20 protein-coding genes are annotated in these 19,060 nt (G+C 60.0%); 8 read left to right on the plus strand and 12 right to left on the minus strand.

Annotated elements, in window-relative coordinates:
- The first annotated feature begins 70 nt into the window (after nucleotides 1-70).
- The gene (locus J0W34_RS11355) at nucleotides 71-754 is read left to right on the plus strand and encodes a type 1 periplasmic-binding domain-containing protein (RefSeq protein ID WP_227814412.1); all 684 of its coding nucleotides are present in this window, start codon (nucleotides 71-73) and stop codon (nucleotides 752-754) included.
- On the opposite strand, the gene J0W34_RS11360 is transcribed toward J0W34_RS11355, so the two are convergent.
- Nucleotides 748-912 (minus strand): SlyX family protein, encoded by a 165-nt coding sequence (locus J0W34_RS11360; RefSeq protein WP_321573642.1) that lies wholly within the window; start codon nucleotides 910-912, stop codon nucleotides 748-750. The genes J0W34_RS11355 and J0W34_RS11360 overlap by 7 nt on opposite strands.
- A 202-nt stretch (nucleotides 913-1,114) precedes the next feature.
- On the opposite strand from J0W34_RS11360, the gene J0W34_RS11365 reads away from it, so the two are divergent.
- The gene (locus tag J0W34_RS11365; RefSeq protein WP_230968879.1) at nucleotides 1,115-2,149 is read left to right on the plus strand and encodes a DUF805 domain-containing protein; all 1,035 of its coding nucleotides are present in this window, start codon (nucleotides 1,115-1,117) and stop codon (nucleotides 2,147-2,149) included.
- A 44-nt stretch (nucleotides 2,150-2,193) separates the two neighbouring features.
- On the opposite strand, the gene J0W34_RS11370 is transcribed toward J0W34_RS11365, so the two are convergent.
- Nucleotides 2,194-3,327, minus strand: a complete 1,134-nt coding sequence (locus tag J0W34_RS11370; RefSeq protein WP_230971666.1) for a M14 family metallopeptidase — start codon at nucleotides 3,325-3,327, stop codon at nucleotides 2,194-2,196.
- Between the two features lie 49 nt (nucleotides 3,328-3,376).
- Nucleotides 3,377-4,150, minus strand: a complete 774-nt coding sequence (yaaA, locus tag J0W34_RS11375; protein ID WP_230968880.1) for a peroxide stress protein YaaA — start codon at nucleotides 4,148-4,150, stop codon at nucleotides 3,377-3,379.
- Nucleotides 4,151-4,298: 148 nt separating this feature from the next.
- Between yaaA and bioA the strand changes: the two genes are divergently transcribed.
- The 6 genes from bioA to J0W34_RS11405 all read left to right on the plus strand — a co-directional run bounded on the left by bioA (nucleotide 4,299) and on the right by J0W34_RS11405 (nucleotide 10,683).
- Complete coding sequence (bioA, locus tag J0W34_RS11380) at nucleotides 4,299-5,621, plus strand: adenosylmethionine--8-amino-7-oxononanoate transaminase (protein ID WP_230968881.1); 1,323 nt, start codon at nucleotides 4,299-4,301, stop codon at nucleotides 5,619-5,621.
- Nucleotides 5,618-6,781: an 8-amino-7-oxononanoate synthase gene (gene bioF / locus J0W34_RS11385; RefSeq protein WP_230968882.1), complete on the plus strand. Its 1,164-nt coding sequence runs from the start codon at nucleotides 5,618-5,620 to the stop codon at nucleotides 6,779-6,781. Before bioA ends, bioF begins: the two co-directional genes overlap by 4 nt.
- Nucleotides 6,778-7,512, plus strand: a complete 735-nt coding sequence (locus J0W34_RS11390) for an alpha/beta fold hydrolase (protein ID WP_230968883.1) — start codon at nucleotides 6,778-6,780, stop codon at nucleotides 7,510-7,512. The genes bioF and J0W34_RS11390 overlap by 4 nt, the downstream gene beginning before the upstream one ends.
- Complete coding sequence (locus tag J0W34_RS11395) at nucleotides 7,505-8,293, plus strand: methyltransferase domain-containing protein (RefSeq protein WP_230968884.1); 789 nt, start codon at nucleotides 7,505-7,507, stop codon at nucleotides 8,291-8,293. Before J0W34_RS11390 ends, J0W34_RS11395 begins: the two co-directional genes overlap by 8 nt.
- Nucleotides 8,290-8,958, plus strand: coding sequence for a dethiobiotin synthase (bioD, locus tag J0W34_RS11400; RefSeq protein ID WP_230968885.1), 669 nt, complete (start codon nucleotides 8,290-8,292; stop codon nucleotides 8,956-8,958). The genes J0W34_RS11395 and bioD overlap by 4 nt, the downstream gene beginning before the upstream one ends.
- 201 nt (nucleotides 8,959-9,159) lie before the next feature.
- Nucleotides 9,160-10,683, plus strand: coding sequence for a SulP family inorganic anion transporter (locus tag J0W34_RS11405; RefSeq protein ID WP_230968886.1), 1,524 nt, complete (start codon nucleotides 9,160-9,162; stop codon nucleotides 10,681-10,683).
- A gap of 21 nt (nucleotides 10,684-10,704) precedes the next feature.
- On the opposite strand, the gene J0W34_RS11410 is transcribed toward J0W34_RS11405, so the two are convergent.
- The 9 genes from J0W34_RS11410 to bamA all read right to left on the minus strand — a co-directional run bounded on the left by J0W34_RS11410 (nucleotide 10,705) and on the right by bamA (nucleotide 19,056).
- Nucleotides 10,705-11,220, minus strand: coding sequence for a hypothetical protein (locus J0W34_RS11410; protein ID WP_227814402.1), 516 nt, complete (start codon nucleotides 11,218-11,220; stop codon nucleotides 10,705-10,707).
- 195 nt (nucleotides 11,221-11,415) lie between these two features.
- Nucleotides 11,416-12,201, minus strand: a complete 786-nt coding sequence (locus tag J0W34_RS11415) for a TrmH family RNA methyltransferase (RefSeq protein WP_230968887.1) — start codon at nucleotides 12,199-12,201, stop codon at nucleotides 11,416-11,418.
- An 8-nt stretch (nucleotides 12,202-12,209) separates the two neighbouring features.
- On the minus strand, nucleotides 12,210-12,800 hold the full coding sequence (rnhB, locus tag J0W34_RS11420) for a ribonuclease HII (RefSeq protein ID WP_230968888.1): 591 nt from the start codon (nucleotides 12,798-12,800) through the stop codon (nucleotides 12,210-12,212).
- A complete protein-coding gene (gene lpxB / locus J0W34_RS11425) occupies nucleotides 12,790-13,950 on the minus strand; it encodes a lipid-A-disaccharide synthase (RefSeq protein WP_230968889.1) in 1,161 nt (386 codons plus the stop codon). The genes rnhB and lpxB overlap by 11 nt, the downstream gene beginning before the upstream one ends.
- Before the next feature lie 6 nt (nucleotides 13,951-13,956).
- A complete protein-coding gene (gene lpxA / locus J0W34_RS11430; protein ID WP_230968890.1) occupies nucleotides 13,957-14,727 on the minus strand; it encodes an acyl-ACP--UDP-N-acetylglucosamine O-acyltransferase in 771 nt (256 codons plus the stop codon).
- Nucleotides 14,727-15,161 carry a 3-hydroxyacyl-ACP dehydratase FabZ gene (fabZ, locus tag J0W34_RS11435; RefSeq protein ID WP_227814397.1) on the minus strand — a complete coding sequence of 145 codons (435 nt, stop codon included), beginning with the start codon at nucleotides 15,159-15,161 and terminating at the stop codon, nucleotides 14,727-14,729. The genes lpxA and fabZ overlap by 1 nt, the downstream gene beginning before the upstream one ends.
- Nucleotides 15,162-15,166: 5 nt before the next feature.
- A complete protein-coding gene (gene lpxD / locus J0W34_RS11440; protein WP_230968891.1) occupies nucleotides 15,167-16,225 on the minus strand; it encodes a UDP-3-O-(3-hydroxymyristoyl)glucosamine N-acyltransferase in 1,059 nt (352 codons plus the stop codon).
- Nucleotides 16,212-16,676 (minus strand): OmpH family outer membrane protein, encoded by a 465-nt coding sequence (locus J0W34_RS11445; protein ID WP_407941171.1) that lies wholly within the window; start codon nucleotides 16,674-16,676, stop codon nucleotides 16,212-16,214. The genes lpxD and J0W34_RS11445 overlap by 14 nt, the downstream gene beginning before the upstream one ends.
- Nucleotides 16,677-16,743: 67 nt before the next feature.
- Entirely contained in the window at nucleotides 16,744-19,056 is a 2,313-nt protein-coding gene (gene bamA / locus J0W34_RS11450; protein ID WP_227814395.1) for an outer membrane protein assembly factor BamA, read from the minus strand.
- Nucleotides 19,057-19,060 lie beyond the last annotated feature (4 nt).

Below are 19,060 nucleotides of genomic sequence, written 5' to 3' on the forward strand. Positions count from 1 at the left end.
CTTCTTTGCCTGCGCTGACCCAAACAGCGACAATGCAGGCTCGAAGTGAACTGTGCACGAGAAACGCCTCATGAAACTCGCGATGTCCATCGCCGCCCTGATCATTGCGGCTCTGGTACTCCCCATCTTTTTCATTCCAGACAGCGCCGACATGAGCAAGCGGCTGGAACTGCTTCCATGGAATATCGAAACGCGTGACGATGGCCATGCACGGGTGATGGGAATCACGCTGGGGCAAACGCCGCTCGAAGAGGCACGCCAGCTCTATGGTCCCGACATGGACGTGGCCATCGTTACGGCGCCTGACGAACCCGGCGCCATCGAAGCCTATGTGGCCAGTGCCAGGGCGGGCTACATCACGGGCAAACTCGTGATCGTGGTCGATGCGACACCTGAGATGGTGGCGGCGATGCGTGAACGCGCCAAGAAAACCGAGTACATGGAATCGACCACCCGGAAAGCAACACCGCTGCCCGCCGATCTGGCCACCATCTTCTCGTTGCCGGTGCGCTCTCTGGCCTTCATTCCGACCATAAATCTCGACCAGGACGCCATCGCCGAGCGCTTTGGCCCCGCCGCCGAGCGTATCCAGACCAATGATCACCAGACCCACCTGCTCTACCCGGAGAAGGGTCTCGACGTCATTCTCGACACCAAGGGCAAGGAGCTGCTGCAATACGTTTCGCCCAAGGATTTCGCGGTACTGACCGCCCCCCTCCATGCGCGTCGGGAAACACCCGAAGCCGCTCAGTAATGAGGCGGAATTTCGTCCTCAAGGCGCCGCTGCTGTTCGGGCATTCGTGACATGACCATGGATTTGAGCGCGGCCAGCTCCCGCTCGAGCCGTTCGATGCGTTGCTGCTGCCTGAATACCGTGCGGTTCAATTCATCCAGTTGATCCTCTGCATCCATCAATTTGCACTCAAGCGATTCCAGACGCGCTTCCAAATGACACCTCGTGTGTTTGAGCGAAATGCGAACACGCCTCTGTGTCCGAGACATGGTCTGCCCGAAGGGCGATTTACAAGAACAATGTCACATCAACACGCCACAGGCCGTTGAATCCACCATGGCATTGGTTAATATGGCGCCATTCCCTCGTCATTAATGACCCATGAAAACTTTCAAACTCGTTTTTTCAGGTGACATTCTGCCCGGTCACGAGCCCGAGCGGGTCAAAACGCAACTGGCCGCCATGCTCAAGGTGCCGCCTGAAAAATCAGCGCGACTTTTCTCAGGGAAGGATGTCATTCTCAAGACCGGCCTGGACGAAACACGCGTCGACGCCTATCGGCGAAAACTCGCCACGATGGGCGTGGGTGTCCGGGCGGTTGCCGAAACGGCACCTGAAAGCGCGGTCAAGACAGAAGCAAGCGCTCTCGTATCCCGTCCGGCTGACTCGGCCCCTGCAGCATCAACCATGGCGCTGTCGCCTGTGGCGCACGAGACGACGGACGCCGCCGCGTCTCCGCTTCAAGTCGAGCCGGTCAGTGAGCCCGTTCCTGAAACCCAGTGCCCGGAATGCGGCCACACCCAACCCAAGCGCACCCTGTGCGTGCAGTGCGGTGCCGACATGCCGCGCATTCGAGCCGCCCAGGCAGCTGCTGCTGAAGAAGCACGTCGGCCGCCTGTCCCCGGCCGTGGTATCCAAGAACCGGAATCGGACACCTCCCAGGAAGTCGAACGCCCCGGCTACCTTGGCTTGAGTTTCGAAGGTCGATTCGGCCGCCGCAGCTACTTCGTGGGCAACTTCCTCGTCATGCTGGTCGTCGCTCTACTGGGTTTTGCAAGCGCTCTCGCCGGAGGCGGCATCGGCTTTCTGCTCATGATCCCGGCGATCATCGTCGGGTTCATACTGATCCTGCGCGTCTCGGTACTGCGCTTTCACGATTTCAACTGGAGTGGTTGGTGGTCACTGCTGTTGTTCGTCCCCGGCGTCGGCGCCGTTGCCAGTCTGCTGTTGCTGTTCATGCCGGGCTCGACGAGCTCGAATGATTATGGCTACCGCCCATCGCCGACCCCATGGTTACACGCGGGTCTGCTCATCCTCGCAATGGTGGTGGCCACCGCCATGATGCTGCCGGTTGCCCACAAGTCTTACGCCACATACGTCGAGCGCGCCCAACAGGCGCAGTCCGCCGTACGCTGATCCCGACTCGTGGGAGCAGTCCAAACGGATTTCAATGATCGCCTTCAGCGTTTGACTGCTTCCAGATGCGCCAAAATGGGCTGCAGCATGGCGGCGCCCAGCCGCTTGCTGCGCGCGCCATTCCATCCGACCTGACCGTCCGGCATCAATGCGTTGTCCTTGAAGGGCATTTCGAGGGTCAGCGATACGCAGCCGAACCGGTGCGCCACCCACTTGGACGCCAGCGTCAGCATTTCTTCGCCAAAACGATCGGGTGAGTAGCCGTGCTCTCGCTGAAAATCGGGGCTCGCTGCCGCAAACACATCGAGAAAGGCTGCCTCCTGAGCGAGTGTCCCGGCGGGGAAGCCTGGAATCATCCCGGCACCATCCGTAAAAACGTAAGGCAAGGACTCGTCACCATGGATGTCGAGGAATAGCTCGCAACCGTGGGCTTCCATGGCATTGCGCACCCAATACACCTCGGGGCTGCGCGCCACACTCGGGTTCATCCATTCTCGATTGAGGTTGGCGCCGGCCGCGTTGGTGCGCAGATTGCCGAGGCTGGCGCCGTCCGGATTCATGCTCGGCACGACGTTCACGCATGCGCGCTCGCGAATGCGCCGCGCCACCGGGTCGGCCGCGTCAAGCAAGCGATCGAGCAACCCCTCGACGAACCACTCCGCCATGGATTCCCCGGGGTGCTGACGGGCAATGATCCAGACCGGTACCCGGTCATCCCGCACGCGCCCGACGCGCACCATATCGACTTCACGTCCCTGCAGCGTTGCCCCCAGCGAGCACACCTCGGCATACGGAGACAACTCGACACGCCCGAGCAGATCGAGGTGCCGCTCATGCGAGTAAGGCTCGAAGTAGGCGTAGTAGATGCTGTTGCGCTCAGGCGTGTGTTCGATCACCAGCTGCCCCGCGTCATACCGAGTGCCGTTGACCCGAAACCAGTGCTTGCGATCATAGGAAGCGACGGCGCGATAATCTGGCCAGCCGTCCGGATAGGCGGCCTCGGCGGCGTTCTCGAACACCATTTTCAAGGGCTGACCGGCCGCACCATGAACGCGGAAGTGAAACCACTGGCAGAACGTTGAGGCGTTGTCCGGCTTCAAGCGCAAGCGCACATGCGACGGATCACTTGCGTCCACCACATCGATGCTGCCGCTGTCGAAGCCGTGACTGATCTTGATTCCCATGAACCCTGCCCCGTCGGTCTTATTAATGGACTGATGAACCCGCTCAGGCGGATTTCCGTCGAAACACCCAGCGATCGCCGTCCGATGCGCCGTTGTCGAACTGGTAGCCGTCGACATCGAAATCCTTCAGTTCATCGACGGTGCGGGCCTTGCGGTCAATCGCATAGCGAACCATCAGACCCCGCGCCCGCTTGGCGTGGAAACTGATGATCTTGTATTGCCCGTTCTTCCAGTCTTCGAACACCGGGGTGACGATACGAGCCTTGAGTTCCGCAGGCTTGACGACCTTGAAGTACTCTTCCGAAGCCAGATTGACCAGCACGGGTGGCGTGTGATCGCTCAACACCTTGTTGAGCGCATCAGTGGGCGTCGAACCCCAGAACTCGTAGAGGTTCTTCCCCTTCGCATTATCGACGCGGGTCCCCATTTCGAGGCGGTACGCCTGCATCAGGTCCAGCGGCTTGAGCACACCATACAGTCCCGACAGGATGCGCAAGTGCTCCTGGGTATAGGCAATTCCGTCTTCGTCCAGCGACCCGGCGTCGAGCCCGTCATAGACATCACCATTGAAGGCAAACACGCAGGCTTTGGCATTTTTCCTGTTGAACGGACGCGACCATTCCTCGAACCGGGCAACGTTCAAGGCCGCGAGTTTGTCGGAAATCTTCATCAACTTGCCCAGCTGTGCGGGGGCGAACTGGCGCATCCTCTCGACCAGTTCGGCCGACTGATCGAGAAACGCAGGTTGAGTGGCCTTGTCCGTGGGCGCGGGGGTGTCGTAGTCAAGCGATTTGGCAGGTGAAATCACGAACAGCATGAGTCGGGCTCGCGGTTGGATTGAATGCCGACGATCTTAGCAAAAATGCCGGTGTCGACTTGCCCGTGCGCACGCGTCGCGCCGGTTTGACAGTCAGCCCGGCTTCCCGGACCATTGCCGGGTTCCATGCCACAAGCGTTCGAGAATCATGTCCGGCAAACCCCTGTTGGAGCGATCCCGCCAGGCCGTCTGGCATCCGTGCACCCAGATGAAATCGCACGAACAACTGCCCTTGGTCCCACTCAGTCGTGGCGAGGGCATCTGGCTCTATGACGAACACGGACGACGCCTCCTCGATGGGGTGAGTTCCTGGTGGGTCAATCTGTTCGGCCACTGCAATCCGCGCATCAACGACGCGATCAGCGAACAGCTCGAGACCCTTGAACACGCCATGCTCGCCGGCTTTACCCACGAGCCAGTGGTGCAGCTCTCGGAGCGTCTCTCCGCCCTCACCGGCCGCGCCCTGGGGCATGCGTTCTACGCCTCCGATGGTGCGTCGGCGACCGAAATCGCGCTCAAGATGAGCATGCACGCCTGGCGCAACCAGGGGCGCAGTGGCAAGACCCGATTCCTGAGTCTCAGTGGCAGTTATCACGGCGAGACGGTCGGCGCACTTGCCGTGACCGATGTTGCGCTGTTTCGGGATGCCTACGCTCCCCTAATTCAAGCCGGCGCGACCGTCATGTCGCCCGACGCCCGAGCCGCCGAAGAAGGCGAGAGTGCCGCAGATGTCGCGGAACGCGCGGCGCTCGAGCTTGAGCACTATCTCGACGAGCATCATGACGACATTGCCGCCTTCATCGTCGAGCCGCTGGTTCAGGGCGCCTGCGGCATGGCCATGTACGATCCGCACTATCTTCAACGAGTCCGCGAGTTGTGTAATCGCTATGAGGTGCATCTGATCGCCGACGAGATTGCGGTGGGTTGCGGCCGCACGGGCACTTTCTTTGCCTGCGAACAGGCCGATATCTGGCCTGATTTCATTTGCCTGTCCAAAGGCATTTCGGGGGGCTATCTGCCCTTGTCGCTGGTCCTGACAACCGACGACATCTACACCTGTTTCTACGATGACGACGTGCGCCGGGGCTTCCTGCACTCGCACTCTTACACCGGCAATGCCCTGGCGTGCCGCGCCGCCCTGGCCACCCTCGATATCTTCGACAAAGACAGCGTACTTGAGGCCAATCGCAGACGCGCCACCCTGCTTGGCAATGCCAGCCATGTAGCCTTTGCCAAGCATCCGCGGGTACGCCACCTCCGCCAGCGCGGCATGATCGTCGCCTTCGATGTGGCGGACGCCGACGCCGGGTTTTCAACCCGCTATTTCCAGAACGCCCTTGATCGCGAACTGCTGCTGAGGCCGCTGGGCAATACGGTGTATTTCATGCCGCCCTACATCGTCGAGAGCGATGACATTACGCACCTTGTCGATGGCGCGCTCAAGGCCCTGGACGCCACCCTCACCTCATGAACCAGCTCGACACCATCCGCGCCGCGCTCGCCGAGCGCGAGGCGCAATCGCTCCTGCGGGTGCGTCGCATCATCGAGACGCCTTGCGCGCCCCGGGTAACGGTCGATGGGCAAGCGATGCTGGCCTTCTGCAGCAACGATTATCTCGGTCTGGCCAGCGAGCCTGCCCTCGCCGCAGCTCTCGAAGCCGGCGCGCGCCGTTGGGGCACCGGCGCGGGCGCCTCCCATCTGGTCAGCGGCCACTATGCTGTACATGAGGCGCTCGAAGCGCGACTGGCGTCTTTCCTGGGGGTCGAAGCGGCGCTCTCGTTTTCGACGGGTTACATGGTCAATGCTGGCATTGCCGCCGCACTGGCTGGCCGGGGCGATGCCATTTTCGCCGACCGGCTCAATCACGCATCCTTGGTCGATGGCGCCATGCTTTCCCGCGCCGAGCATCACCGGTACGCCCATGGCGACGTTGCTGCGCTCGAGCGCCTGCTGAAAAGCAGCAATGCCAAGCGCAAAGTGATTCTCACCGACAGCGTTTTCAGCATGGATGGCGACATCGCGCCGCTCGAAGCCCTGCTGAACCTCGCCGAGGCGCACGATGCCTGGCTGGTGGTGGACGACGCCCACGGTTTTGGCGTGCTCGGCCCACAGGGACGCGGTGCGCTTGCCGAAGCCGGCCTCCAGAGCTGGCGTCTGATCTGCATTGGCACGCTGGGCAAAGCCGCTGGCGTTTCCGGCGCCTTTGCTGCGGGGCAGCGCGACGTGATCGAATTTCTGATGCAGCACATGCGCACCTACATCTTCACCACCGCCGCTTCACCTGCGATTGCACATGCCCTGCTCACCGCCATCGACCTGATCGAGTCGGGCGATGCCCGTCGCGCTCGCCTGCTCGACCTCGAAGCACAGCTGGCTGAAGGCCTCGGCGACAGCCGCTGGACACTGATGCCCTCGCGCACGCCGATCCAGCCCGTGCTGCTCGGCGACAACGACACCGCGCTTGGCGTGGCGAAACACCTGTGGTCTCAACAGATATGGGTCCCGGCGATTCGGCCGCCGACGGTCCCCAAAGACACCGCAAGACTGCGTGTCAGCCTTTGCGCCAAGCACACCGACGCAGACGTCGATCAATTGCTCGCGGCACTGAACACCATTCAGGTGCCGCAATGAACAGGCCACTGACCCTGATTCACGGCTGGGGCATGTCTCCAGCCGTCTGGACGTCGCTTCGCGCCGGTTTCGCAGCGACACGCGAGGTTTTCACACCGGCACTGCCCGGACACGACGCGCACGGCGATCGCGCCATCGATGAGGGCGATTGGGTCGCCAAGCTGGCTGACGCCATTCCCGACCAAAGCGCCGTCATCGGCTGGTCGCTCGGCGGACAACTGGCCATGCGGATCGCGATCGATCATCCGCACAAGGTGTCGCGACTCGTGCTCGTGGGCACCACCCCCTGTTTCGTGCAGCAGCCGGGATGGACCCACGCCCTGGACGCTGACACCGTCACCGGTTTCAGGAATGAGTTCGCGACTGATCCCTCGCAGACACTGAAGCGATTTGTCGCGCTCCAGGCCATGGGTGAGGCCGACCGCAAAGGCCTCTCCCGAGAACTCGGGAAGGCGCTAATTCCAGTGGATTCGGACAACGCCGGAACACTGGCCCGTGGACTCGATCTGCTCAGTACGATCGATCTGCGCAGCGAACTTTCGCGCATCGGCTGTCCGGTTCGCATCTTCCATGGATCGAAGGATGCCCTGATGCCGGAGGGCGCCGCTCATTGGCTGGCTGACCATATCGAAAGCGCTCAGCTGACCTGCTTCGACGACGCCGGTCACGCGCCTTTCCTTTCCCGACCCGAAGAATTCCGCCGCCTCGTTCGCCGTTTTCTCGATGGTTGACCCCACTCACCAGGCGCTGGTACGCGCCGCGTTCGATCGTGCGGCCACGACTTATGACGCTGCCGCGCAGGTCCAGCAGATCATCTGCGACGATTTGCTCGACGTCGCCCGCCAGGATCTGCCGCGTGTCACCCCGGCCTTCCTCGACGCGGGATGTGGCACCGGCCGTGGGGCCAACCGGATCGTCGCCGCCTTGAAACCACAACAGCACCTGGCGCTCGATTTCGCGCCCGGCATGCTCGCCACCATTGCCCCCGGCGGCGCCTGCCATCGTCTCTGTGCGGATATGCAGCGACTGCCCCTGGCCTCGCGCAGCATCAATGTCATCTGGTCCTCCCTGGCGATCCAGTGGTGTGAGCCGGCGCTCGCCCTCAAGGAATTCGCCCGGGTGATGGCGCCCGGTGCGCGCGCATGGATTGCGACCCTGGGCCCGCGTACCCTGTTCGAACTCAAGGCCGCCTTCGGTCAGGTCGATACGGCACGGCACGTCATTGAATTCCACGCCATGGACCACTGGCTGGCAACCGCCCGCCATGCGGGGCTGGAGGTGGTCATGGCCCGACAAGTCGACCGTGCCGCGACTGCGCCGACCCTGCGCACCCTGCTCAAGGACATCAAGGCCATCGGCGCCCACGCCGTGGGGGGCGGCCGTCGGACGACTCCCTTGGGCAAACGGGCATGGCGCGCGCTCGAAGCAGCCTACGAGACCCATCGACGGGCCGATGGCACACTGCCGGCCACCTACGATGCCCTGCTCCTTTCCTTGAGGAAATCGACATGACGCGAAGCTGGTTTGTTGCCGGTACCGATACCGAGATCGGCAAGACCTTTTGCACCGCCGCCCTCATTCACACTGCACGACGCCATGGCCTGGTCACGCTCGGCATGAAACCCATTGCCGCAGGTGCCGACATGATCGCCGGGGAACGTATCAATGAGGATGCCGCCAGTCTTCGCCGCGCCGGCAGCTTCGATCCGGGCCTGGAACTGCTCAACCCCATCTGCCTTTCATCCCCGATCGCACCGCACATCGCTGCAGCAGAAGAAGGCGTCGCAATCGATGAGGCGCTTGTCCTGAATGCGTACGCACAGTTGTGTTCGCGCGCCGACGCCGTCTTCGTGGAAGGTGTCGGGGGATTCCGGGTCCCCCTCGGACCGACACGGGATACGGCTGACCTGGCGGTTTCCTTCGGCCTGCCGGTGATTCTTGTTGTCGGAATGCGACTCGGCTGCATCAACCATGCCTTGCTGACCGCGGAAGCCATCCGCGCACGCGGACTCACGCTCGCCGGCTGGATCGCCAACCAGATCGATCCTCACATGCTGCGTTTTGATCAGAACGTGCAGGCCATCGAAACACGCATCGGGGCGCCACTGCTCGGCACGGTCGTGTTCCAGGCAGACGGCAATCCGGCATCTGTCGAGAGTCTCAGCATCCCCGATTGAGCACACGCGCCGGGCGTAATCCTCACTCAACTGTTTGAATCGGTGCTACTATTTGTGCAAAGCACAATTTTTCAACAAAACCCCAGCACTGATCGCCCGCGCTGATTGCGCATCGCAGCACCTTCCAAAGGAACTCCATCGCTGTTGTTTCGGCAGCCTGCCTTGCCAGGACGCGTTCGTGCCCGATCAACGGAGTTGCCCGTGTCACCCACGCTCACGCCTCAACAGATCAAGACCAACCTGCTCAGCGGCCTCACTGTCGCGCTTGCACTGGTGCCCGAAGCCATCGCCTTTGCGTTCGTCGCCGGCGTCCACCCCCTCACCGGGCTCTATGCTGCTTTCATGATGGGGCTCATTACTGCAGCCATCGGTGGTCGCCCGGGCATGATATCGGGCGCCACTGGCGCACTGGCCGTCGTGATGGTTGCGCTCGTGACCACCCATGGCGTGGAGTACCTGTTTGCCACGGTCGTGCTCATGGGCTGTCTCCAGATTGCCTTCGGCGCGCTCAAGCTGGGTAAATTCATCCGAATGGTGCCCCACCCTGTCATGCTTGGTTTCGTGAACGGGCTGGCCATCGTGATTTTCCTGGCGCAGTTCGGACACTTCCGGGTCGTGGCCGAAGACGGCACCAGTCAATGGCTTCAGGGCGACGCACTGATTATCATGGGCACACTCATCGTGATCACCATGGCAATCATCTACCTGTTGCCACGGCTGACAAAAGCCGTGCCTTCATCGCTTGCGGGCATCGTTGCCGTCTCGCTCGCCGTGATCTTTCTGGACATCGACACGCGCACGGTCGGTGACCTGGCATCGATTGAGGGCGGCTTGCCGAGTTTCCACCTGCCCATGGTGCCGTTGAACCTCGAAACGCTTCAGATTATTCTGCCCTACAGCGCCATTCTTGCGGCCATCGGCCTGATCGAATCGCTGCTCACGCTCAACCTGATCGACGAAATCACCGACACCCGCGGGCAACCGAACCGGGAGTGCGTCGGTCAGGGGGTCGCCAACGTTGTCACCGGCTTCTTCGGTGGCATGGGGGGCTGCGCCATGATTGGTCAGAGCATGATCAACATCAGCAATGGCGCACGCAGCAGGCTGTCCGGGATCGCAGCAGCCCTGTTTCTGCTCAGCTTCATCCTGTTCGCGTCGCCGCTGATCGAACAGATTCCGCTGGCCGCGCTGATTGCACTGATGTTCGTGGTGTCTGAAAAGACCTTCGAATGGGCCAGCTTGCGTGTCCTGCACAAGGTGCCGAAGCATGACGCCTTCGTCATCATTGCGGTCACCGTCGTGACGGTACTGACCGACCTGGCGATTGCCGTCCTTGTCGGGGTCATCATCTCGGCGCTGGCGTTCGCCTGGCAACACGCCAAAACGATCTACGCGAACACACGCACCGAAACCAACGGATGGAAGACCTACGATCTGCACGGATCGGTCTTCTTCGCCTCCACACAGAATTTCATGGCCTTGTTTTCGCCGCTCAGCGATCCGGACGACGTGATCGTCGATTTTGCCCATGCCCGCGTGATGGACCATTCCGGCCTTGAAGCCATCGACAGTCTTGCAGAGCGCTATCGTGCCGCCGGCAAACGGCTGCATCTACGCCACCTCAGCCCGGACTGTCTCGAGTTGCTGGGCAAGGCACGCGACATGGTGGAGGTCAACCTCATGGAAGACCCCCACTACCATCTCGCCGACAATCGCCTGGGCTGAGGCCCAAGCGATCTGGGTGCGTCAGATCACATCAAGGAGTTGTTTGGTCAGGTCCGGCAGACGCTTTTCTGCCTGACGCGACTCGTGCATACACCGCAGCCAGTCGGCGTAATGCTCGCGCAGTTCGGAGTGCGTGCTGCACGCTTTGACCGAGCGCATCAGATCCATCTTGGTGTATTGACCGTGGAAGTGCACCAGGGTGTTGATGATGAAGTTCTTCGCTTTCTCCAGATCGGCTGAATCACGATCGACCGGCAGGGACGCGAAGGGATCGGCTTGTGCTTCAGCTTCGGGCGCGCCCGCAGACTCGAGAGGAGCTTCAGCCGCACCGGCCAACTCAACCTTCTTGATGAAGCCCTGAGAGGTCAGATCGTCGAGCATTTTTTCGAGGCCCTCGAAGCTGAGCATCGATTTGAGTGACTCGAATGTGCGACGGCCGTCAATCAGGATGAGCACCCGGCGCAGCTTGGGGGACAAGCCGAAAGAACGGGATTCGATTTCCGCGAAGCCTTTGTCGGCTTTGGCGTAAGCAAGCATATGTCTTCTCCATCGGTGCTGTTTTTGTACCCGACGTTTGCGAACTCTTACGGTTCGTCTCCCTCGTCGGTAGGCCCTGTATCGAGCCCACACCGCTAATGTCCTCAAGACACGCCACTGCTTCGCGGAACTATGTCACACGTTTGATTTTATTGTGATTGTTTATGTCAGATGATGCGCACTGCGCTACGTTGATCAGCAGCTAAGGCGCTGGCGAACTTGCTCGAAGAGACACACCGCGGCAGCGGCGGCGACATTCAGTGATTCGATTCCGCCCGGCATCGGGATGGTCAACCGCCGGGTTGCCCGCGCGAGCAGCACGGGCGACAAGCCTGCCCCTTCGGCACCAAACAACCAGACCCCCTGCGGCGTGAGGTCGGCGTTGAACAGATCAGCTGCCCCTGCCCCCAGACACGTTGCGAACACTTCACCCTCGTAGGCGCTCAGCCATGCGTCCGCATCCAGGCCCTCGTGAATTTCGCACACGAAATGCGCTCCCATGGCGGCGCGAAGTGTCTTGGGCGACCAGGCCTGCGCACATCCTGGCGTGAGCAACACATGACGTATCCCTGCTGCCGTGGCACTGCGCATGAGTGTGCCGAGATTACCTGCATCCTGCACCTGGTCGAGCAAGATCGCGTCGCCACTGTCTGGCGGTAAAGAAGCCTCTGGCATCGGAACGATCGCCAATACACCGGCCGTGCTTGCGACAGGGCTGATCTGGTCCAGCAATGCAGCCGGCACCACCGACACCGGGCAATCCGTTTCGGCCCGCTCGACCACTGCTGCGATCGCAGGTCGAAGCAGGCCCTGATCAGAGACCACCACAGCCTCCGGCACACGGCCAGCTGCCAGCGCCGCACTCAGCAGATGATCACCGTCGAGTACGGTCTGACCAAACTTCTTGCGGTCACGGGTGCTGTTGGACAAGGCACGAATTCGCTTGATTAGCGGATTCTCGCGCGACGAGATCTGCTTCATCAGTACGGTTACTCGTCAAACAATGACGGGTTTTCCCAGATCGCGCGAACCGGGCCGAAACTCTTTCGGTAGAACGGTGCGATCCCGTGCACGCGGATTGCCGCCAGATGCGCGGCGGTCGGATAACCCTTGTGCCCTGCCAGCCCATACTGTGGAAAATCCCGATCCAGTGCACGCATCTGAGCATCCCGCTCGGTTTTGGCGAGAATTGATGCGGCCGAAATCGCCGGTTCGAGCAAATCGCCCTTCACCATGGCAGTGACCGGCAAAGCGATATCCGGACAGCGATTGCCATCCACCACCACACGATCCGGGCGCATCGACAGCGCTTCGACCGCTCGCTTCATCGCCAACATCGAGGCGTGCAGAATGTTGAGCTTATCGATTTCCTCGACCGTCGCCTCGGCAATCGCCCAGGAGAGCGCGCGCTCGCGAATGATGAGGGCCAGGTGCTCGCGTCGCTTCTCGGAGAGTTTCTTCGAGTCTGTCAGGCCCTCGATCGGACTGTCCGGATTCAGAATGACCGCGGCCGCAACCACGGACCCGCACAGAGGGCCACGCCCTGCCTCATCGACACCGCACAACAGCTCAGGATGCATCGTTCTCAACCCCGAGCAGGGGCAGCACGGCGTCAGCCGCCTTGCTTGCCGTGTCCTGACGCAGCATCTGGTGCAGATTCATGAAGCGCACCTCAAGCGTTTCCCGAGCCGCTTTGTCTTCCATCCACTGCACCACAGCATCGGCCAGACGCTCAGGCGTTGCATCGTCCTGTAGCAACTCGGGCACAAGCGTCTCATTGCATAGAATGTTCGGCAACCCGACCCACGGCAGATAAGCGAGCCGCTTCATCAGGCGGTACTGCAGCCCGCCCATCCGGTAGCTGATCACCATCGGTCTTTTGAGCAATGCAGCTTCAAGCGAAGCCGTGCCGCTGGCCACCACCACCACGTCAGCGGCAGTCATGGCATCGACCGCATGGCCGAAGAGCACATGCAGGTGTAATTCGGTTGCCTCGGCATCACGCAGGCACTGTTCAAAGATTTCCCGCGTCGTTCGGGTCGCAAGGGGAACAAGGAAGCGGGATTCTGGAAAGCGCTCCGCGATCAGTTTGGCGGCCGCAATGAAAAGCGGGGCCAGGTTGCGCACTTCGGAATCGCGACTGCCGGGCAACAACGCGAACACAGGCACCTGTTCCGGCTGACGCAGCCGCAAGCGTGCTGCCTCCCGGTCCGGATGCAGCGGAAATTCGTCGGCGAGCGGATGCCCGACGTAGGTGGCGGGCACCCCGGCACCATCGTAGATCGGCTTTTCGAAGGGAAACAGGCAGAGCATATGATCGACCGCCTGTTTGATCTTCTTGATACGACCGCCACGCCAGGCCCAGATTGACGGGCTGACAAAATGAACCGTCTTGATCCCCTTCTCGCGCAGCCGCTTTTCGAGCCAGAGACTGAAATCAGGCGCGTCGATACCGATGAAGAGGTCGGGGGGATCGGCGAGCAGGCGCTTGAGCAGGGTTCGCCGAATGGCGGACAGTTCTCGATAGCGCTTAAGTGCATCAACGTAGCCATGCACGGCCAGTCGATCGAATGGCCACCAGGCCTCGAATCCGCATTTCTCCATCTTGGGGCCGCCGATGCCATAACAGGCGAACTCCGGCAGACGGGATTTCAGCGCGGTCATCAGGTGGCTCGCCAGCATGTCGCCGGAGGCTTCGCCGGCGACCATGGCGATGCGAATGGGCTTCATGAACGCTTAGCGGACGAGTCCGCGATCGGTCTTGCTGATGAATTCGGAAAACAGGACGACGGCCGAATCCACCTGCGCGGCCTCGGCAATCGCGACTCGCGCGTCTTCGAGACTGAGCCCGTCACGGTAGAGACGCTTGTAGGCACGCTTGATGGCGCGGATATCGTCACCCGAAAAACCCCGGCGCTTGAGCCCTTCGCTATTGATACCCCGGGGACTGGCCGGGTTGCCTGAAACCGTGACGTAAGGAGGCAGATCCTGTAACAGTACGGTACCAACACCGCAGAACGAATGCGCGCCAACGCGTACGAACTGGTGAACGCCCGTAAAGCCCCCCAGAATCGCCCAGTCGCCGACGTGGACGTGACCGGCCAGCGTGGCATTGTTCGCGAAGATCGTGTTGTTGCCGACCTGGCAATCATGGGCCACGTGCACGTAGGCCATGATCCAGTTGTCGTTCCCGACCCGCGTGACTCCGGCGTCTTGCGACGTACCAACGTTGAAAGAACAGAATTCGCGAATCGTGTTTCGATCGCCGATCTCCAGACGCGTGTTTTCCCGATCGTATTTCTTGTCCTGCGGCTGGGCGCCAATCGAGCAGAACTGGAAAATCTCGTTGTCGCGTCCGATGCGGGTATGCCCTTCGATGACTACATGCGGGCCAACACGCGTTCCGGTGCCGATTTCAACATCGGGGCCGATGATGGAATAGGCCCCGACCTCGACGCCTGCCTCCAGACGCGCGGCCGGATCTACGATGGCAGTCGGATGAATCATCACAGGGACTTGAGCGCGCACATGAGATCAGCTTCAGCCGCCACTTCACCATCGACGCGTGCGACTCCATGGAACTTGTAGATGTTCCGTTTGTTGTTGGTAATTTCGACTTCCATCACCAATTGATCGCCCGGCGTCACCGGTCGCTTGAAGCGCACGTTGTCGATGCCCGCGAAATAGACCACCTGATCATCGTTGGGCATCACCCCCATGCTCTTGAATGAGAGGACAGCGGCTGCCTGTGCCATTGCTTCGACGATGAGGACGCCCGGCATGACCGGATGATGCGGGAAGTGACCGGGAAAAAACGGCTCGTTCATGGTCACGTTCTTGATCGCGACCACCCGCTTGTTGAGCTCCATCTCAAGGACACGATCGACCAGCAAGAACGGGTACCGGTGAGGCAGATATTTTGAAATTTCGTTGATATTCATGACGGTCACGACTCGTGTTCTCCCTTGTCAAGCCGTTTTTCGAGTTCCTTGAGGCTGTGTGCCATCGCATCCAGATGTCGCAGCCGAGAAAAATTACGCACCCAGTCCGCATGCGACTGAAGCGGTAGATTGGCGGTATACACCCCCGCCTTGGTGATGGATTTGGTGACCAACGTGCCCGCAGAGATCACCACATCATCGCCGATGGTCAGATGCCCAATGATGCCGGCCTGACCGCCTATCATGCAACGCTTGCCGATTTTCGTGCTGCCCGCGATGCCGACGCATCCGGCGATGGCGGTGTGATCACCGATTTCAACGTTGTGCCCGATCTGGATCTGGTTGTCGATCTTCACACCATTACCGATGATGGTGTCGCTCAGCGCGCCGCGGTCAATCGTCGTGTTCGCACCGATCTCCACATCGTCCCCGATGCTTACCGACCCGACCTGCGGAAACTTTTCCCAGGCATGATCATTCGTTCTGGCAAAACCGAACCCGTCCGCACCAATCACGACACCGGCGTGAACAAGGCATCGCCTGCCCAGACGGCAGCCGTCGTAGACGACCACATTGGCAACCAACCGGGAATGAGCCCCTACTAGCGCGCCCCGGCCTATAACGCAATTCGGCCCGATGACGGCCCCCGCCTCAACGACGGCGCCAATATCGACCACTGCGCCGGGACCAACGTACGCATCGGGATGAACATCTCCGGATACCACAGCTGAACTGCTGATCGACGCGGAGACTTCAGGCGCGGGATGAAGCAGGGCAACGGCTCGGGCGAAGTACAGATAGGGGTTGTCCGTACGAATAACCGTCAGACTCCCCGGCACTTCCGTGTGCTCATCCACGATCACTGCAGAAGCAGAAGTCGCTTGCAACGCGGGTCGGTACTTCGGATTCGCGAGAAAACTCAGGTCTCCTGACTGAGCATCTTCCAACGTAGCAACATGGCGGATTTCGATCGAGCCGTCCCCAGAGAAACGCCCGCCAAGGCGGGCGACGATTCTCTCGACAGTGAGGCGGGCCTCAGCGACCTGATCGTTACTTGCTGCCACCGAGTTCCTTGATCACCTTGTCGGTGATATCGATCGCCGGGCTGGCGTAAACGGCTTCCTGAAAAATGATGTCGTACTTCTCCCGCTCCGCGATCGTCTTGACCGCCTTGTTTGCGCGGTCAAGCACTGCGGCAAGTTCTTCATTGCGGCGCTGGTTGAGGTCTTCACGGAACTCACGCTGGCGCCGCTGAAAATCGCGATTCAGATCGCCGAAATCACGTTCTTTCTTGCGGCGGTCAGCTTCCGACATGGTCAGACCATTCTTCTCCAGATCCGACTGAATGGCCTGCAATTCCTTGGCCATGCTTTGCAACTCACTGTCGCGCCCTGCGAATTCCTTCTCGAGTCGACCCTGCGCCTGCACCGCAGCTGGCGCCTCACGCATGACACGATCCGAATTCACGAATCCGATCTTGCTCTCTGCGCACACGCCGGTCGAAATCAGTGCCAAGACGACGCCAAACGCCGAAGCGAAACTCGAAAACTTCACTCGAACCTCCGAAACCATGTGTGTTAAATCAGAACATCGTACCCAGCTGGAACTGGATTTTCTGTGTTTTGTCATCTTCTTCTTTCTTGAGCGGCTTAGCCACGCTCAACTTCAGCGGCCCGACTGGTGAGCTCCAGGCAAACCCGAGCCCGAAGCTGTAACGGAGTTCCGAAAATGCGAACGTCTTGTACCGCCCCTTGTAATCGTCATCTCCCCAGACCTGACCAGCGTCAAGGAAGGTTGACAGCCGGAAGGACTTGTCCTTGCCAGTCCCCGGGAACGGGAAGAAATATTCGGCATTCAACAATAGCCGACGATCACCACCGATGGAACTGATATCTCCGTCAGACGGGTCCACGACTTCCGGTCCGAGTGAGCTCTGTTCGAAACCACGAATGGTGCCAATCCCGCCAGCATAGAAGTTCTTGTAGAACGGAACCGTCTTGCCACCATAACCCTTCGCCCAACCGATTTCACCATTGAGCATCAACGCGGAGAGATCCCCGACCGGGAACCACTTCTGGTGCTGGTAAATCGCTTTGGCATAGCGCATTTCTGCTGGTGGGAGGGCAAATTCCAAGAAGGCCCGCTGGTAGGAGCCACTTCGTGGATAGAGCAGACTGTCCCTACTGTCACGTGACCAGGACACGGTGCCCAGCAGCGCGGTAGCACTGTTACCGAAGCGCTCTACGAAGCTGTTGTATTGCGGTGGAGAGTTTTCGTAGAGGGTGACCTTCGTCCGATCAAGTGCCAGCCCAAGATTGATCTGATCGAATTCAGAAATGGGGACACCGAATCGAATCCCCGCGCCGGTCGAAGACGTCTTGTAACGGGAGACGTCAAGGGAATTCGCGTCGTAGGTCCGATGATAGAGGTCGAAGCCCCGCGAAACACCATCGATGGTCCAGAACGGCTCTGTGTAGGACATCGAAATCGTACGGTTTGTCTTACTCGTGTTGATCCCGACGGACAACGCGTTTCCAGAGCCGAAGAGATTCTGCTGTGTGACCGACGCCGACAGCACAACGCTTTCTGAACTCGAAAAGCCAACACCCAGCGCCAAGTTACCCGTCTGACGCTCTTTGACCGTGTAGTTCACGTCAACCTGATCGGTCGTACCGGGGACCGCTGGCGTCTGGACAGCCACTTCATCAAAGAAACCCAATCGATCGAGCCGGACCTTTGAACGGTTGATTTTCGAACCGTCATACCAGGCGCCTTCCATCTGGCGCATTTCACGCCGAATGACTTCATCCCTGGTCCGATCATTCCCGGCCACGTTGATCCTGCGTACATACACACGTTTGCCAGGATCGACAAAGATATTGAACGCAACTTCGTGCTTGTCGCGATCAACTTCAGGTGCAGCGTTGACGTTGGCAAACGCATAACCGTCGTCCCCCAGCCTTTCTGTAATCGCCTTGTTGGATTCCGTCACCTTTTCGCGAGAGAAGATGTCACCGACCTTGAACTTCACCAGTTCGCGATAGGTTTCATCAGGCAGAATCAGATCACCTGTCAGGCGCACGCCCGAGATCTTGTAAATCTCACCTTCAGTGATGCTGATGGTGATATAGATGTCCCGCTTGTCAGGCGAGATCGATACCTGAGTCGAATCGATGCTGAAATCCAGGTAGCCCTGATTGAGGTAGAACGATCGCAGTGCTTCAAGATCGCCCGACAGCTTTTGGCGGGAATACTGGTCTGTTTTCGTATACCAGGTGAACCAGCCTGGGGTTGACTGCTCAAAGAGGTCAATCAACTCGTCCTGATCGAACGCTGAATTGCCAACAATCTTGATCTGCTGAATCTTCGCGGCATCCCCTTCCTGCACATCGAATCTAATCGCGACACGATTGCGTTCAAGCGGCGTGACCGTCGTCTGAACCGTTGCCGCGTATTTTCCGCGCGTGAGGTACTGCCGCTTGAGTTCCTGCTCGGCTTGCTCAAGCAAGGAGCGATCAAAGATCCGGGATTCGGCCAGCCCAAGCTCTTTGAGGGCCGCCTTCAGGTTGTCGGACTCGAACTCCTTGATACCCTGGAAATCGATCTGCGCAATCGCGGGACGCTCGTCAACGAAAACAACGAGCACATCGCCCTCGCTCTCGATTCTGACGTCATCAAAAAAACCCGTTCCGAACAGTGCTCTGATGGCTTCCTGCGCTTGCGCTTCGGTAAATCGGTCACCGACCTTCACCGGCAGATAATTGAACACGGTGCCGGCCTCGGTACGCTGGATACCTTCAACACGGATGTCCTTGACGACAAAGGGTTCAAATGCGAACACGGGCGAGGCTGCAAAAAGGGCAGCCAAAAACCCGGAAATCAGGGAACGTTTCATTGAG

It is taken from the genome of Nitrogeniibacter aestuarii (assembly GCF_017309585.1).
Taxonomy (GTDB): Bacteria; Pseudomonadota; Gammaproteobacteria; order Burkholderiales; family Rhodocyclaceae; genus Nitrogeniibacter; species Nitrogeniibacter aestuarii.